The sequence below is a fragment of the Sphaerisporangium rhizosphaerae genome (assembly GCF_042665155.1).
Classification (GTDB): Bacteria; Actinomycetota; Actinomycetes; order Streptosporangiales; family Streptosporangiaceae; genus Sphaerisporangium; species Sphaerisporangium rhizosphaerae.
The window spans coordinates 104,051-119,499 of record NZ_JBHTCG010000029.1; the positions used below are offsets into that span (position 1 = coordinate 104,051).

Genomic DNA, 15,449 nt, shown 5'->3' on the forward strand with positions numbered 1-15,449 from the left:
CCTCACGCCGAGCTTCTCACCACCAGCTCCGCCGGGAGGATGACCGAGGAGACCGGGCCGCCGTCGAGGTGGCGGAGGAGGAGGCGGACGGCGGCGCGGGCCTGGTCGGCCGGGGAGGTGCGGACGGTGGTGAGCGGCGGGACGGTGTAGGCGGCGGCCTCGGCGTCGTCGAAGCCGACGACCGCGACGTCCTCGGGCACGCGGCGGCCCGCCTCGCGCAGGACGCTCAGCGCGCCGACCGCCATCAAATCGCCGGCCGCGAAGACCGCGTCCAGGCCGGGATCGTCCTGGAGCAGCTCGCTCATGGCCCTGGCCCCCGACGAGCGGCTGTAGTCGCCCATGGCGACGATTGACCGGCGCCCGGCGTCGCGCAGGCCGTCGCGGTAGGCGGCCAGGCGGTCCTGCGCGGCGGTGCCCTCCAGCGGGCCGCAGATCATCGCGATGCGGCTGCGCCCCTGGGCGAGCAGGTGGGTCACCGCCGCCCTGGCGCCACCGGCGTCGTCGCTCGCGACATAGGGGACGGTGATCGGGGCCGAGGGCCGGCCCAGCGAGACGATGGGGACGCCCGTGCGCACGAGCGCGCTCAGCAGCGGGTCGGCGCCCGCCGTCGAGACGAAGACCACCCCGTCCAGGTGACCGGCCCCGACGTGCTGCTCGACGCGCTGCCGGCTGCCCACCGAACCGCCCAGCATCAGCGTGACCTGCTTGCCCGACGCCTCCAGGGAGTGGGCCGCCGCCCGGACGACGGCCGCGAACAGCGGGTCGTCGGCCCCGTCGGGCGACCCGGGCACCACCAGGCCGATGGTGTCGGTGCGCTGGGTCACCAGGCTGCGCGCCGCGGAGTTCGGCACGTAGCCGAGCTCGTCCACGGCGTTCATGACGGTCTGGCGGAACTCCGGGCTGACCGTGGCCTGCCCGTTGATCACCCGCGAGACCGTGGAGCGCGACACGCCCGCCCGCGCGGCGACCTCCTCCAGCGTGGGACGCCTGGCGCGCTCCCTCCACAGCCCGTTGCGCCGGATCACCTCGCGGTACCACAGGCCGCTGTCCTTCAGCAGCCTGCGCTGGCTGTCGAAGTCGACGTGCACGATGCCGAACCGCTTGTTGTACCCCTCGGCCCACTCGAAGTTGTCCAGCAGCGACCAGACCAGGTAGCCCCGCAGGTCGGCCCCCGCCTCGATGGCGGCGTGCGCCGCGCGCAGGTGGCCCTCCAGGAACGCGGTGCGGTCGGCGTCGTGCACCCGCTCGCCGCTCACCGCGTCGTCGAAGGCGGCGCCGTTCTCGGTCACCAGCAGCCCGACGCCGGGGTAGTCACGCGTGAGCCGCAGCAGCAGCGCAGACAGGCCCGTCGGCACGATCGGCCAGCCGGTGGCCGTCGTCGGGGCGTAGGCGCCGGTGAACTCGATGTCCTCGGTGCCGGGATAGGCGGGGTTGGCCGGCTCACCCGGCCCGGACCGCACGACGCACGGGGTGTAGTAGTTCACGCCCAGCAGGTCGATCGGCCGGCCGATGGCCGCCAGGTCGCCGTCGTGGATGTGGCCGAGCCCGGCGACGCGTTCGATGATCGGCAGCACCCGCTCGGGGTAGCGCCCGCGCAGCACCGGGTCGAGGAACTGCCGGTTGATCAGCGCGTCCACCCGGTCGACCGCCTCGGCGTCCTCGGGCGACAGCTCCAGCGAGGGATCGTTCACCTGGCCGGGGGTCAGCACGGGCGCCAGGTTGACGGGCAGGGTGATCTCCTTCGCGCCGCCGCCGCGCAGCACCTGCACACCGAGCCCGTGTGCGAGCAGCAGGTGGTGGGAGACGCGGAAGGCGTCGGCCCAGGAGGTGCGGCCGGGCGCGTGGACGCCGATGCCGTACCCGAGCACGGCCGCCACCCACGGCTCGTTGACGGTCATCCAGGTGCGCACCCGGTCGCCGAGCCGGTCCTGGACGATCTTGGCGTAGTCGGCGAACCGGTACGCCGTGTCACGGTCGGTCCAGCCGCCGCGGTCCTCCAGCGCCTGCGGCAGGTCCCAGTGGTAGAGCGCCACGTACGGCGTGACGCCGGCCTCCAGCAGGTCGTCCACCAGCCGCTCGTAGAAGTCCAGCCCGGCGGCGTTGACCGCGCCGCGCCCGTCGGGCTGCACACGTGACCAGGACACCGAGAACCGGTAGACGTCCAGGCCGAGCCGGTCCATCAGGCGGATGTCCTCGGCGTGGCGGTGGTAGTGGTCGCAGGCGGTGTCACCGGTGTGGCCGCCGGCGATCGCGCCCGGCCTGCGGCAGAAGGTGTCCCAGATCGACGGCCCCCGGCCGTCCTCCCGCGCCGCGCCCTCCACCTGGTAGGCCGCCGTCGCGGCCCCCCAGACGAACCCGTCGGGGAAAGCGAGCGTCTGCCCGCGGGTGGCGGTGCTTGTCACGGACATCCTCTGGAAGCTCCCGTCCTGCCGTGCCTCTGGGCCCTGCCCGTTCCACCCGAACCAGGTGGAACGCGACACAGCCATTCTGGCCGTCCGGCCCCTCCCGCGCACCTCGCTATCGACGCCGATGTGAGCCGGAGGGAAGAGACCGGAGGGGGAACAACCGGGCGGCCACGGGTGGTTGGCCATCGCGAGGCACGGCCTCACGCCCCGCCGCTCGCAGAAGCACGATCGCGAAGGAGTTCAGCGCCATGCATGCCATCGTCGTCGCCGATCCAGGAGATTCTTCCGCGCTCGTCCCCACCGAGGTGCCCGACCCCGAGCCCGGCCCCGGCGAGGTGCTCGTGGACGTCGCCGCGAGCGGCGTGAACTTCATCGACGTCTACCACCGCGAGGGGCGCTACCCGCTCCCCACTCCCTTCGTCCCCGGCTCCGAGGGCGCGGGCACCGTCGCGGCCCTCGGCCCCGGCGTGGCGGACATCGCCGTGGGCGACCGGGTCGGCTGGCAGGGCGTGCTCGGCGGGTACGCCCAGAAGGCCGTGATCCCCGCGGACAGGGCCATCCCGCTGCCGGAGGGCATCGACCCCGAGCAGGCGGCGGCCGTGCTCCTGCAGGGCCTCACCGCCCACTACCTGGCCACCTCGACCTACGCCGTGCAGCCCGGCGACGACGTGCTCGTCCACGCGGCGGCGGGCGGCGTGGGGCTGCTGCTCACCCAGATCGTCAAGCTGCGCGGCGGCCGGGTGATCGCCACGGTGTCCACCGCCGAGAAGGAGAAGCTCGCGCGGGACGCCGGCGCCGACGAGGTGATCCGCTACGAGGGCTTCGCCGAGGCGGTGCGCGCCCTGACCGGCGGGCAGGGCGTCCACGTCGTGTACGACGGCGTCGGGGCGGCCACCTTCGACGACAGCCTCGCCTCGCTGCGCCCGCGCGGCGTGCTGGCCCTGTACGGCGCGGCCAGCGGCCCGGTGCCGCCGTTCGACCCGCAGCGGCTGAACTCGGGCGGCTCGCTGTACCTGACCCGGCCCACGCTGGCCCACTACGCGGCCACCCGCGAGGAGCTGCTCGCCCGCACCGGCGACGTGCTGGGCTGGGTGGCCTCCGGCGAGCTCAAGGTGCACATCGGCGGCCGGTATCCGCTGGCGGACGCCAAGCGCGCCCACGACGACCTCCAGGGCCGCCGCACCACCGGCAAACTCCTGCTGATCCCCTGACCCGTCCGTCCTGGCCCCAGGCTCCGGTGTCAGCCGGAGCCGGTGGCCAGGCCGAAGATCAGGACGCCCAGATAGATGCCGCCCGCGATCGCGATCACGTGCAGCGCGATCGCCCAGGCGCGCAGCGCCGTCTCGTTCCTCATCGCGTCCTCTCGTCTCAGTGCCGGTCGCCTCGGTGCCGGTCGCCTCAGTGGTGGCCGTTGAGCAGCCGCGCCTTGGCGGCGGCGTACTCGGCGTCGTCGAGCCGGCCGTCGGCGTGCAGCGCGGACAGCCGTTCGAGCCGCCCGACCAGGTCGCCCGGGGCGGCGTCGGCCGGGGCGTTCTCCGGCGTCAGCTCGGCGAATCTCGAACCGTCCGCCCGGGCCGCGCCCGCGAGCCGCGAGGCGTCCCCGGGGGGCGCGTCGGAGGGCCGGACGGCGTCCGCGGGGGGCGCGTCGGTGGAGCGCGGCGCCGGACGCGCCGGAGGGCCGTCCGGCGGCCCGTCCTGCCGCTCGTCGCCGGGCGGGTAGTCGGCCTGCGGCCCGGCGGCGCGTCCCCGGCCGCGGCTCCGGTCGTCCTCCCCCGGCAGCACCACCGACCGCGTCCACCGCACCGTGCCCGGCGGCGTCCTGTCCGGCGGCGCGGACGGCGCGGGCGCCGTCCCCCAGAACACCGACCGCAGGGCGCTCCGGTTGAACAGCACCAGCAGCGGCGCGCCGCCCATCAGCACGAACATCACTCCGCAGACGACGAACCCCGCATCGACGGAGGAGCCGGAAAAGGCGCTCTCCAGGAAGGCGTAGCCGAGGCTGAGGAACAGGGCGGGCCATGCCAGCATCGTCAGCCGGGGCCCCACCGGCAGCCCGCTGAAGGCGTAGACGAAGATGCCCGCGATGCCGGCGAAGATGGAAGCCGGGACGAGCCAGGCGACGCCGTCCGGGCAGGACGCGGCCACGACGGACGGCCCGCCCGACCCGCAGCTCCCGCCGATGCTCATGACCGCGCGGGACCCCAGGAACAGGACGGTCATGCCGCACGAGGCGCCGCCCAGCCCCACCAGGATGCCGATCGACCGGCGGACGAGCTGAAGGGGGGTGATCACGCTCCGTATGGTAGGGCAGAGTCCCCGTACCAGGACAGAACCCCGTTCTTTCCGTTCTAGACCACAAAGCCGCTGGACCAGCCCGGTTCAGGAGGTGGGGCCGGGTGGCCAGCCGAGCAGGCGGGCGCCGAGCACCGCGGTCTCCAGCGTGAAGCGCTGCGTCGGATCGTCCGGCGAGAAGCCCGTGAGCCGGCGGACGCGCTCCAGCCGGTAGGTCACCGCCCGGGTGCTGATGCCGAGCCTGCGCGCCGCGGCCGTCTGATTGCCCTGCGCCGCGAACACCGCCTCCAGCGTCTCCAGCAGAGGCCCCGCGCCGCCGCGCGCGTTCACCAGCGGGTCCAGGACGGTGGACACCAGGTCCTCGATCGCGTCCCTGTCGCGTAACAGCACCGGGAAGACCAGCAGGTCGGACGCCTTGAGCACCTGCGGGCGCAGTCCCAGCCGCTCCCCCAGCCCGATGGCGTCGCCGGCCTCGCGAAAGGAGGTCACCACCCCGCCCGGGCCACGATGCGGACGTCCGATGCCCACCCGCCAGTCGCCCGCGAGCGAGCCTCGCACGTGGTGGGTGAACTCCCCGGTGGCCGCCGTCAACGTCCCGGGCGCCACGCAGACCAGCAGCCCGTCCCGGGCCGCGACCAGGATGTTGTGCGAACCGAACCGCGCGATGAGCGCCTGCTCGATGCGGCGGACGATCGGATCGCCCTCGGCGATCGGCTCGGCGTCCTTGGCCACCGCGACGACGTACGCCTCGGCGAACCGCAGCCCGAAGTGCTCGGCGCGCTCGGCCAGCCGGTCCGCCCGTCCCTGGAGCAGGTCGTCGATGAACTCCCGCCGCGCCTGCTCCTCCTGCCGCAGGGCACGCGACTGCGCTTCCTCGTACCCCTCGAAGTACGCGCCGAGCGCGCGCCGCACCGCACCGAGCACCGGCGCCTCGGCCGGGCGGGCGGTCAGCTCGGAGGTGAGCAGGCAGGCGTCGGCCAGGGAGCGCATCGGCACGCCGCGCTCGGCGGCGGCCGTCCCCAGCGCGCGAAGCGCCTCGACGGCGTCCCGGCCGGGCAGGCGGCCGGTGGCGCCGGCCGCGACGAGCACCGGAAGGCACCCTTCGAGCAGGTCGGAGGGCACCCCGGTGGCCTCGCTCACATGAGCGAGAACGTCCATCACACTCCTACGTCGCGCCGGTCGAACGACAGCACAGCGGTCAGGGCGAGCACGGCCGTCCCGGCGAGCAGCACCAGGTAGTCCCCCACCGGCAGGCCGTTGGCCAGCGGGTTTCCCTCACTGTAGTAGTGGAAGGGCGACACCCAGCTCAGCCATCTCATCACCTCGATGTCATGGGCCAGCACGGTGACCACGTAGCCGGCGACCGCGTACACGCCCGCCACCGCCAGGGCCGTCCCCTTGCGGCCGGTGGCCGCCCCCACGGCCAGCGCCAGCGTCCCGTAGAACAGCACCAGCAGGTACAGGCCGAGGTGCGCGGCCAGCAGCCTGCCGAAGGGGACGCCGAGGTCCACCACGGCCCCGAGCACGACCAGCACCGTCAGCGACACCGCGGCGACGGCGAGCAGCCCGGCCGCCAGGGCCGCCAGCCGCTCCAGCACCAGCCGCCTGCGGTCCACCGGCAGCGTGAGCGTCAGCTCGAGCGTCCCGGACTCCTCGGGCGCCGCGATCGCCTTGTTGCCCAGGACCACGGCGCACATGATGAAGAGCAAGGGGATGAAAAGCTGGTAGATGACCGCCTGCAGGAAGCCGGCGCCGGAGGTGAAGTTCTCCAGGCCGCCCATGAGCTTGCGGACGCCCTCGGGGTACTTGGCCATGGCGATTTCGCTGTAGAGGCCCGGGTTCGCCCGCATCTGCGGGTAGAACGAGGTGTACATGCCGATGAACGCGCAGATGCCGATCGTCCAGCCGATGAGCGCGCGGCGGTACTCCCGCAGGGTCTTACGCACCAACGTGGGCATGGTGCACGTCCTCGCTGTAGTAGGTGAGGAAGATCTCCTCCAGGTCCGGCTCGGCGGAGATCAGGTGGACGACGGTGAAGCGCGCCGCCGCCTTGATGAGCGCGTCGGGACGGCCGTCGATCGTGCAGCGCAGGCTCGCGCCCTCGATCTTCAGGTCGCGCACCCCGGGCAGGTCGCGGAACGCCTCCTCGGGGATCGGCGCGTCGAAGTGCAACTCCACCTTGCGCACCGCCTTCTCCCGCAGCGCCGCTATGTCCTCCACCGCGACCAGCCGCCCGCGCCGGACGATGCCCACCCGGTCCGACACGTGCTCCACCTCGGCCAGGACGTGCGACGACATCAGCACCGTACGCCCCGCCGTGCGGACCTCCCGCACCATCGCCAGGAACTCCTGTTGCACCAGCGGATCGAGCCCGCTCGTCGGCTCGTCCAGGATCAGGAACTCCGGCTCGTGCATGAACGCCTGGATCAGGCCGACCTTCTGCTTGTTGCCCTTGGACAACTGACCCATCCTGACCGACAGGTCGGCCTCCAGCCGCTCGGCCAGCGTCTCGATCTTCCCCTTGGCGACGCCGCCCCGCACGCTCGCGAGGAACTCCAGGTACTCGCGGGCCTTCTCGCGGCCCTCCAGGGCCAGCTCGCCGGGCAGGTAGCCGATGCGCCCGCGGACCGCCGCGTCGCGCGGGTCGGCGCCGAGCACCCGCACGACGCCGCGCGTCGGCCGGATCACGTCCAGGAGCAGCCTGATCGTCGTCGTCTTCCCGGCGCCGTTCGGCCCGAGATACCCGAACACCTCGCCGGGACGGATCTCCAGACTGAGATCCTCAAGCCCCCGGCGCCTCCCGTAGAACTTCGTCAGCCCTTCGGCCTCCACCACTGCTGTCATGCCCGCATCTTGATCCCCACCCGGACACCACCAACAGCCCAACCCCCGGACACTTACACCCCCCTTCCTTTCCACACCCCGGCAACCACGCAGCCCGATGTCGACTGTCCCCGAACCACGCAAGCCCAGCTCCCCCAGAACCGGCCGTCCAAGAACTGCGCCCTTCAACCCCCGCCCAGACCGGCTCCTCCCGAACGGCGCACGCTCAAACACCCGCCCCGCATGGCTCCTTCTGAACGGCGCCGGGTCGGCGGGACGGTGTACGGCGAAGACGGCGCCGCCGTACGGCGGGCTAGCTGGTCAGCGGGTCTCGCCGATGGCGCAGGCGGTGGTGCCGCCGGGGAGGCGGTGGCGGTAGCGGGCGATGAGGCGGTAGACGCCCTCGGCGGTCCAGCTCACCGGGGGCGCCAGCATCACCATGCCGGCCGCTCGCAGGACGGCCCGCGGCTGGAGTGCGAGCAGCACCGCGACGGCCCGTGCCCCCTCGGCGCGCAGACCGTGCGGGCCGAGGAGCTGCACCGACCGGGTCACCTCGTCGAGGGTCAGCCCGTGCTCGGCCAGGTCGAGCTCCTGCCAGGGACGCGTCTCGGGCATGAAGGGAAGGTGTTCGCGGCCGAAGTCCACGCACCGCCGGCAGAAGCCGCAGTCGCCGTCGTACACCAGCACCCGTCGATTCTCGCACGCGCCCTCAACACCTCACCGTCCCCCCGGCGGCACCACGGGTGTCTTCGGCGACATGGCGAGGGTGCCTTCGACGGCACCAAGGTCCTCGGGTGACGCTACGGTGCTCCCGGCGGCAGTACGGGGAGACCTGCGGGTGCGCCCTCCTCCAGGAGGCGGAGCAGAGCGTCGGTGTCCACGTGCCGTTCGATCAGGTCGCCGAGCGCGTCGAGCTGGCGTTCCCTCAGGGCCGCGAAGGAGACGCCGGACGCGGGCACGAAGCGCCGGCCCGCCGCCGCGGCCACCTCCGCGAGGAACGCACGGCGGAACCCGTCGTTCTCCAGCGCCCCGTGCCAGGTCGTCCCCCACACCGCCCCGGCCCGGCACCCGTCCAGAAACGGCTCCACCTGGTCGAACGACGTGACCCGGCCATCGGCGGGCGGCTCCGCCTCACGATCGCCCTGGGAGCCGGGCCAGGCGACGGTCACGGTCCCGTGGTGGATCTCGTAGGCGGCGACGCGGCAGCCGTACGCCTCCCCGACCGGCCGGGCCAGGGTCTTCTCGGCGGCGAACTCGACGGAGGCGGGCAGCAGCCCGAGTCCTTCGACGAGCCCGGCCCCCGACTCCACCTCGTCCCTGATCGAGCGGGCGAGCATCTGGTATCCGCCGCAGATACCGAGGATCGGCCCGCGCCTTGCCGCCAGCGCGGCGGCGAGCCCGGTGCGGCGCAGCCAGTCCAGGTCGGCGACCGTGGCCCGCGAGCCCGGCAGGACGACGAGATCGGCCTCCCGGAGCTCTCCCACCTCGGCGCCGGAGGTGACGAACCGCACCACGACGCCCGGCTCGGCGGCGAGCGCGTCCACATCGGTGAAGTTGGAGATCCGGGGATACCGGACCACGGCCACCCGCAGGACGTCCCCGTCCGCCGGACCCGCCACCGCCGGCCGGGACCGGCCGTCCAGGGCGAGGGAGTCCTCCAGGTCCATCCACAGCCCGTCGAGCCAGGGCAGGACCCCGTACACCGGCCGCCCGGTCATCGCTCGCAGCATGTCCAGCCCGGGTTCGAGCAGTTCCCTTGCCCCCCGAAACTTGTTGATCAGGAAACCGCTGATGAGCGCCTGATCACCGGCGTCCAGCAGAGCCAGCGTGCCGTACAGGGCGGCGAACACCCCGCCACGGTCGATGTCCCCGACGACGACCACCGGAATGTCCGCCGCCCGGGCCAAGCCCATGTTGGCGATGTCCCCCCGGCGCAGGTTGATCTCCGCGGGACTCCCCGCGCCCTCGCAGACCACGACGTCATACGCGGCGCGCAGCCGCTGATAGGACTCCAGCGCGACCTGCCTGAGACGGTCCTTGTAGGCGCCGTACTCCATCGCGTCGACGTCGGCGAGCGGCCTGCCGAGGACCACCACCTGGCTGCGCCGGTCGCTGCCCGGCTTGAGCAGGATGGGGTTCATGTCGGCCGTCGGCTCCACCCCGGCCGCCTGCGCCTGGGCCACCTGCGCGCGCCCGATCTCAGCCCCGTCCGCGGTCACGAACGAGTTGAGCGACATGTTCTGCGCCTTGAACGGCGCCACGCGCACGCCCCGGCGGGCCAGCCACCGGCAGATGCCCGCCGTGACGACGCTCTTGCCCGCGTCCGACGTCGTCCCCGCGACCAGCAACGTCCCTTTTGGCACGGACCAAGGATGCCAGGGCCGATCACGACGCCGAGACCCGCGGTGCCGCGCGATTAATCGAGTGGCCCTCACCTGTGCCTCTGCACTTCGATGGTCTTCATCACCGGTGGCTCCGACGGCTCCATCACCGTCGATCGAGACCGGTCCTACGCGCGCGATGGCCATGCGACGGAAACGCTCAAGGGAGGCGAGGAGGCATGACGATCGTCCCGGCGGCGGGTGTGCGACGTCCCTGGCAGGACGTGCCGGACGAGCTGCGCGACGCCATCGAGTCCCACATGGGGGCGAAGGTGACGCGGGCCGTGACGCAGAGCGGCGGGTTCTCCCCCGGCGTGGCCGCGAGACTGCTCTTTCAGGACGGCAGCCGCGCCTTCGTCAAGGCCGTAGGTCCGACGCCCAACCCGCACAGTCCGGACATCCACCGGTCGGAAGCCCGCGTCGCCGCGCTGCTTCCCCCGCAGGTTCCGGCGCCGCGGCTGCTCGCCTCTTTCGACCTCGACGGGTGGGTGGCGCTGCTCTTCCAGGACATCGACGGCCGCCAGCCCGCCCAGCCGTGGCGGGCGGACGAACTGACGCGGGTCCTGGACGCGCTGGACGAAATGGCCACGCGGCTGACGCCGTCCCCGATCGCCGTCCCGTCCGCCTATGAGCGGCTCACCGGCATGTTCGAGAACTGGCGCACCGTGGCCGCCGCCCGCGACGCGGGCGAGGACGATCTCGCCGACCTGGGCCCCTGGGTGGCCGCGCACCTGGACGACCTCGCGGAGCTGGAGAGCCGATGGCCCGCGGCGACCGAGGGCGACAGCCTCGTCCACGGTGACATCCGGGCCGACAACCTGCTGCTGACCGATGACGAGGTCTTCGTCGTCGACTGGCCGCACGCGTTCCTCGGTCCGCGATGGTTCGACGTGGTCGCGATGCTGCCAAGCGTGCGGATGCAGGGCGGGCCGCCGCCTGAGGAGGTGATCGCCGGGCACCGCGTGGCCCGCGAGGCCGACCCCGCCGCGCTGACCGCCCTCCTCGCCGCGTTCGCCGGCTACTTCGCCTGCCAGTCGCGCCTGCCCGCCCCACCCGGCCTGCCGACCCTCCGCGCCTTCCAGCACGCCCAGGGCCAAGCCGCCCTGGAGTGGCTGCGCACCCGCACCACCTGGCCCTGATACCACGACCAGGAACACCAAGATCTTTCCGTCTCCCGACTCCTGCCCCGCGACGTGGGCCGCGCCACGGCCGATCACCTGGGGCGACGGCCACGCCCGGGTTCATGCGCCTCGGCGGCGCCCCCGGCCCAGGGCCCAGGCGGCCGCGACGGCGAGCCCGGCCGCCGCCAGGTTCACCGCGCGTGCCAGCCGTACCGACCTGGCGATGTCGCCGACCCGCGGATCGCGGCCGTCCCCCAGGACGGGCCGGTGCTCCACCCTGCCGGCGTACACGTTCCGGCCGCCGAGGCGCACGCCGAGCGCCCCGGCGAAGGCGGCCTCGCAGCGCCCGGAGTTCGGGCTCGGGTGCCGCCCGCCGTCCCTGCGCAGCACCGCCGCGGCCCGTCGCGGCGACCCGCCGACCAGCGGCGCCAGGACGCAGGCCAGCGCTCCGGTGATCCGCGCCGGGACGTAGTTGGCCACGTCGTCCAGGCGAGCGGCCGCCCAGCCGAACCGTTCGTAGCGCTCGGAACGGTGACCCACCATCGCGTCGAGCGTGTTGATCGCCCGGTACGCCAGCAGCCCCGGCACCCCTGCCACGGCGCCCCACACCAGCGGCGCCACGACGGCGTCCGAGGTGTTCTCGGCGATCGACTCGACGGTCGCCCGCGCCAGCTCGTCGGCGGACAACCCGGACGGATCGCGTCCGCACAGGTGCGGCAGCCGCTCCCGCGCGGCGGCGAGGTCGTCCGCCTCCAGGGCGCGCGCCATGTACGCCCCCTCCCGGCCCAGAGTGGTCCCGCCGAGCACCGCCCACGTGGCCAGCGCGGTGAGCGCGGTGAGCCCCGCGCCCGCCGCCGACATCCCCCGCGAGCCGACCACTCCTGTCGGACCAGGCATACCGTGCAGGCCGAGCATTCCTCGCGACACAGGCACGCCCTGCGGGCCGAGCACCCCACGTATGCCCGGCATGCCCTTGGTGCCGAGCACTCCGCGCGGCCCACGCATGCCTCGTGTGCCGTACATTCCCGGCAGTCCAGGGATGCTTCGCGCCCCCGGCTTCCCCGGCTTCCCCGACTTCCCCGGCCTTCCTCGGATCGACCACTCGACGGCCGCACCCAGGGCCGTCATCGCGCCGACGCACACGGCCACGTGTCCCACACCCCGCGCGCGGTCATCCCCGTACAGCCGGCGTTCCACGGCCGCCGCGCCGCGTCCGAACACCGCCACGGGGTGCAGGCCACTTCGCGGATCGGCGAACACGGCGTCCAGCGCGACCCCGAGCGCGATCCCCACGGCTCTGCCCCGCCACGGTGACGTCCTGGACGGCGCAGGGCGCGCGTCCCCCGTTGCACCTCGGCGGGCGACCGACTTCACGAAAGACACAGAACACTCATTCGACGGAGGATCATTCGACAGACGCTCATTTCGACGGACCGCTCAGACCAGGTGAGCATGGACCTCATCCACGGCCAGGTGAGCATGGAGCTCATCCACCGCCGGGTGAGCATGGAACTCGTCCACGGCCGGTTCACACCAGATGAGCATGGAGCTCATCCCAGTTGGCGTCCAGCCAGGCCGCCGCCCTGCGGATGCGCTCCCCCGCGCCCTCGCGCCACATGCGGGCCCAGCCGCCGCCGTCCCGCTCGGCGCGCGCCCGCATCGCGACGTACGAACGGCCGAACCGGAGCCTGCTGACCTCGAGCAACCGGCGCCGGTCGCGGGCCGAGAAGCCGTACGCGTCGCAGAACAGCCGCAGGCGCGCCCCCGCGTTCAGGCGCCGCTGCAGCGGGTCGCGGTCGACGGGGTCGGCGATGGGCGCCCAGTGGCGCAGCACCGTCGCCGCGTCGAACAGCCGGGTCGTCGGGCGTGCCATGTCGAAGTCGATCAGCGCCCACGGCCTCTGGTCGCGAAATATCACGTTTTCCGGGGTTATGTCGCAATGCCCGACCAGCTCGGGCGGCGCGTCGTCCAGCGCCCCGTCGACCCAGACCGCCCCTCGCGGAGGGACGAACCCCTCCACTGCGTCATGGAAGCGGCGCACCAGCACCGCGAGCTGCACCAGCGCCTCATCGCTCACCACGTGAGCCCGCAGCGGGCGCGTCGCCGCCTCACCGGGGACGTAGGAAAGGATCTCCCGCCCCCGCTCGTCGACCCCGTGCACCCGCGGCACCCGGTCGAAGCCGGCGGCCTCCAGATGACGCAGCAGAGCGTGCACGGCCGGGCTCGAGACGCGCATCGGCCGCCGCACGGTGTCGCCCACGCGCACGACCCCCTCCGTCACATCACCGCCGTACAGGGGGATCTCAGGAGCTGACGTGCCGACGAACATGGCGCACCAGCATAGTCCTCCCGTTCCCCGCCAGATGACCTCTTCGTCCCAATTTTTCGCCGACCTCACCACCGCGGCCGCTACTCATAGAAACGCAGCCGCCCGCGACACCACCGCTTCCGCTCAACGGCCACAGACGCACAGAGACGGACACGAGCCGTGTAAGCAGCGCCGCACCTGTTCCGCAGGCGCTCGCAGGCGCCCGTGTGAGCACGCCGGAGCGACGCGAGCCCGGCGCGGGGCATCCGCCCGGTGAGCAGGGAATCCAGCGGTGAGGGCGACAGGCCGTCCGAGGCCGGTCCCCCGGACCGACCACCGCTCCAGGTTGTCTACGGTTACCCCATGCCCATCGCGCTGGCCTTCGCCGCCTTCGTCACCACCCTGCTGGGCGGGCTCGTCGCGCAGCGCGTCCGCGACCGGCGGCACATCGTGCTCGGCGCGGCCGCCGGCGTGATGCTCGGCGTGGTGGCCTTCGACCTCGTCCCGGAGAGCCTGGAACTGTCACCCCACCGGCTCCTCGGCGTCCCCGTCCCGGTGCTCGCGCTCGCGGCGGGCTTCCTCACCATCCACGTCGTCGAACGGTCGCTCGCCGTCCACGACGTCCAGGACGGGCACTACGCCAGCCACAGCCACCGGCACTCCGCCGTCGGCCTGGGCGCCGGATCGGCGCTGGTCGTGCACAGCTTCATCGACGGCACGGCGATCGGCGCCGCCTTCCAGTCGGGCGGGGAACTGGGCCTGGTGGTGGCGGTCGCCGTCATCGCGCACGACTTCACCGACGGCTTCAACACCTTCACCCTGACGACCCTGTACGGCAACGCCCGCCGCCGCGCCCTGATCCTGGTACTGCTGGACGCCATCGCCCCCGTGCTCGGCGCCGCGCTGACCTTCCTGGTCGCGATCCCCGAGGCCGTGCTCGCCGGCTACCTGGGTTTCTTCGCCGGCTTCCTGCTCTACCTGGCGACCTCCGACATCCTCCCCGAGGCCCACACCACCGACCACCCCACCCAGGCCACCCTGCTGGCCACGATCGCCGGCACCCTGTTCATGTGGCTGGTCATCGGCCTGGCCGCCCACCATTCATAGCGGCTCGTCCCCACGGGCCCGAGTGAATCCGTCCGGCACGCGGCCGTGTGACGGTTCGGCCGAGAGAGTCAACCCCTCGATTGAAGGGCCGCCGCCCGGGTCACCAGGCACGTGTCCCGTTGTCAGGGTCCTCCCCAGATCGCTCCGTCGCGTGCACAACCTGGCGAAACCGGTGCGAGTGAGACCAGCGAACGTGGTGTCGGCCCAAAGGTCTCACGGCGCTCTCGTCGAAGGACGTCTACGCAACGACGAATGTACGAGCGTTGACGACTTGTCGCGACGGACTCCCTTCCACATCGGAGGACGTTCGGTGGCGTTGGTGGGAGTAAACACAATCACGTCCGCTCGGTCAAGGATCTGTCACCTGGCTCGACGGGGGCCGGGAACCGGACACGCATCCGCCGGGCAATTCTGGGCACCGTCGTCGCGCGACCAGCGGATACGTCGCGACGAAACCTTCGGCATCCCAGCGCAGGAGAACCTCGTACCGAAACTTTCACCCCGGTTAGCACGCGCCACGCGAGCGGACTACGCCTTTTCCCTTCACTCCGACCGAAAGTTTCAGTAAGGACTTGACACATTTCAGAAGTGTTTCCAGACTGAGCACCCAGGCCGCCCTTGTCAGTCGGTGGTGCGTGTCGCATGGGCCCTGGCCGCGACGTCCCGTGGTGTGCGTCTCCGTTGAAGACGCGACGTCGAGTCGGCGGATGATTCCGCATTCTCTCCGTTTCCTTATGCATTCTCAGGAGCTCACGCATGGGCATGAACGACCTGGCCCCACCCGGGCCCCGCCGCCGCATCGGCGGTCTCCGCCAGACGCTGATCGCCGGCGCTCTGGGCGCCCTCGGTCTGACCACCGTGCTGATCGCGCCGGGTACCGCCGGCGCGGCCGAGAGCACGCTGGGCGCGGCGGCCGCGCAGAGCGGCCGCTACTTCGGCACCGCGATCGCCTCGGGCAAGCTGGGCGACTCGCAGTACACCACCATCGCGAACCGTGAGTTCAACATGGTGA

General features: G+C 72.6%; 12 protein-coding genes and 1 pseudogene. 4 read left to right on the forward strand and 9 right to left on the reverse strand.

Going from position 1 to position 15,449, the window contains the following annotated elements; genetic code table 11:
- Positions 1-2: 2 nt before the first annotated feature.
- The gene (locus ACFQSB_RS31325; RefSeq protein WP_380830457.1) at positions 3-2,402 is read right to left on the reverse strand and encodes a GH1 family beta-glucosidase; all 2,400 of its coding nucleotides are present in this window, start codon (positions 2,400-2,402) and stop codon (positions 3-5) included.
- 251 nt (positions 2,403-2,653) lie between these two features.
- Between ACFQSB_RS31325 and ACFQSB_RS31330 the strand changes: the two genes are divergently transcribed.
- Positions 2,654-3,616, forward strand: a complete 963-nt coding sequence (locus ACFQSB_RS31330; RefSeq protein ID WP_380830458.1) for a quinone oxidoreductase family protein — start codon at positions 2,654-2,656, stop codon at positions 3,614-3,616.
- 187 nt (positions 3,617-3,803) lie between these two features.
- Here the strand turns inward: ACFQSB_RS31330 and ACFQSB_RS31335 are convergent, their stop codons facing one another.
- The 6 genes from ACFQSB_RS31335 to ACFQSB_RS31360 form a co-directional block, all read right to left on the reverse strand.
- The gene (locus ACFQSB_RS31335; RefSeq protein ID WP_380830459.1) at positions 3,804-4,697 is read right to left on the reverse strand and encodes an SHOCT domain-containing protein; all 894 of its coding nucleotides are present in this window, start codon (positions 4,695-4,697) and stop codon (positions 3,804-3,806) included.
- 87 nt (positions 4,698-4,784) lie between these two features.
- Complete coding sequence (locus ACFQSB_RS31340; RefSeq protein ID WP_380830460.1) at positions 4,785-5,855, reverse strand: PucR family transcriptional regulator; 1,071 nt, start codon at positions 5,853-5,855, stop codon at positions 4,785-4,787.
- Positions 5,855-6,655 carry an ABC transporter permease subunit gene (locus ACFQSB_RS31345; protein WP_380830461.1) on the reverse strand — a complete coding sequence of 267 codons (801 nt, stop codon included), beginning with the start codon at positions 6,653-6,655 and terminating at the stop codon, positions 5,855-5,857. Before ACFQSB_RS31345 ends, ACFQSB_RS31340 begins: the two co-directional genes overlap by 1 nt.
- The gene (locus ACFQSB_RS31350) at positions 6,636-7,541 is read right to left on the reverse strand and encodes an ABC transporter ATP-binding protein (protein ID WP_354850414.1); all 906 of its coding nucleotides are present in this window, start codon (positions 7,539-7,541) and stop codon (positions 6,636-6,638) included. Before ACFQSB_RS31350 ends, ACFQSB_RS31345 begins: the two co-directional genes overlap by 20 nt.
- A 300-nt stretch (positions 7,542-7,841) precedes the next feature.
- Positions 7,842-8,207 carry a thiol-disulfide oxidoreductase DCC family protein gene (locus ACFQSB_RS31355; protein ID WP_380830462.1) on the reverse strand — a complete coding sequence of 122 codons (366 nt, stop codon included), beginning with the start codon at positions 8,205-8,207 and terminating at the stop codon, positions 7,842-7,844.
- 113 nt (positions 8,208-8,320) lie between these two features.
- Positions 8,321-9,883, reverse strand: a complete 1,563-nt coding sequence (locus ACFQSB_RS31360; RefSeq protein WP_380830463.1) for a cobyric acid synthase — start codon at positions 9,881-9,883, stop codon at positions 8,321-8,323.
- A 197-nt stretch (positions 9,884-10,080) separates the two neighbouring features.
- On the opposite strand from ACFQSB_RS31360, the gene ACFQSB_RS31365 reads away from it, so the two are divergent.
- Complete coding sequence (locus tag ACFQSB_RS31365) at positions 10,081-11,040, forward strand: aminoglycoside phosphotransferase family protein (RefSeq protein ID WP_380830464.1); 960 nt, start codon at positions 10,081-10,083, stop codon at positions 11,038-11,040.
- 102 nt (positions 11,041-11,142) lie between these two features.
- On the opposite strand, the gene ACFQSB_RS31370 is transcribed toward ACFQSB_RS31365, so the two are convergent.
- Together ACFQSB_RS31370 and ACFQSB_RS31375 are read right to left on the reverse strand one after the other, a co-directional pair.
- Positions 11,143-12,405, reverse strand: coding sequence for a cobalamin biosynthesis protein (locus ACFQSB_RS31370; protein ID WP_380830465.1), 1,263 nt, complete (start codon positions 12,403-12,405; stop codon positions 11,143-11,145).
- A 145-nt stretch (positions 12,406-12,550) separates the two neighbouring features.
- Positions 12,551-13,351, reverse strand: a complete 801-nt coding sequence (locus ACFQSB_RS31375) for a phosphotransferase enzyme family protein (RefSeq protein WP_380830466.1) — start codon at positions 13,349-13,351, stop codon at positions 12,551-12,553.
- A gap of 342 nt (positions 13,352-13,693) precedes the next feature.
- Here ACFQSB_RS31375 and ACFQSB_RS31380 point away from each other — a divergent pair, with 342 nt between their 5' ends.
- Positions 13,694-14,437 carry a ZIP family metal transporter gene (locus ACFQSB_RS31380; RefSeq protein WP_354850399.1) on the forward strand — a complete coding sequence of 248 codons (744 nt, stop codon included), beginning with the start codon at positions 13,694-13,696 and terminating at the stop codon, positions 14,435-14,437.
- A gap of 756 nt (positions 14,438-15,193) precedes the next feature.
- Positions 15,194-15,449: pseudogene (locus ACFQSB_RS31385) on the forward strand (endo-1,4-beta-xylanase); the annotation flags it as partial.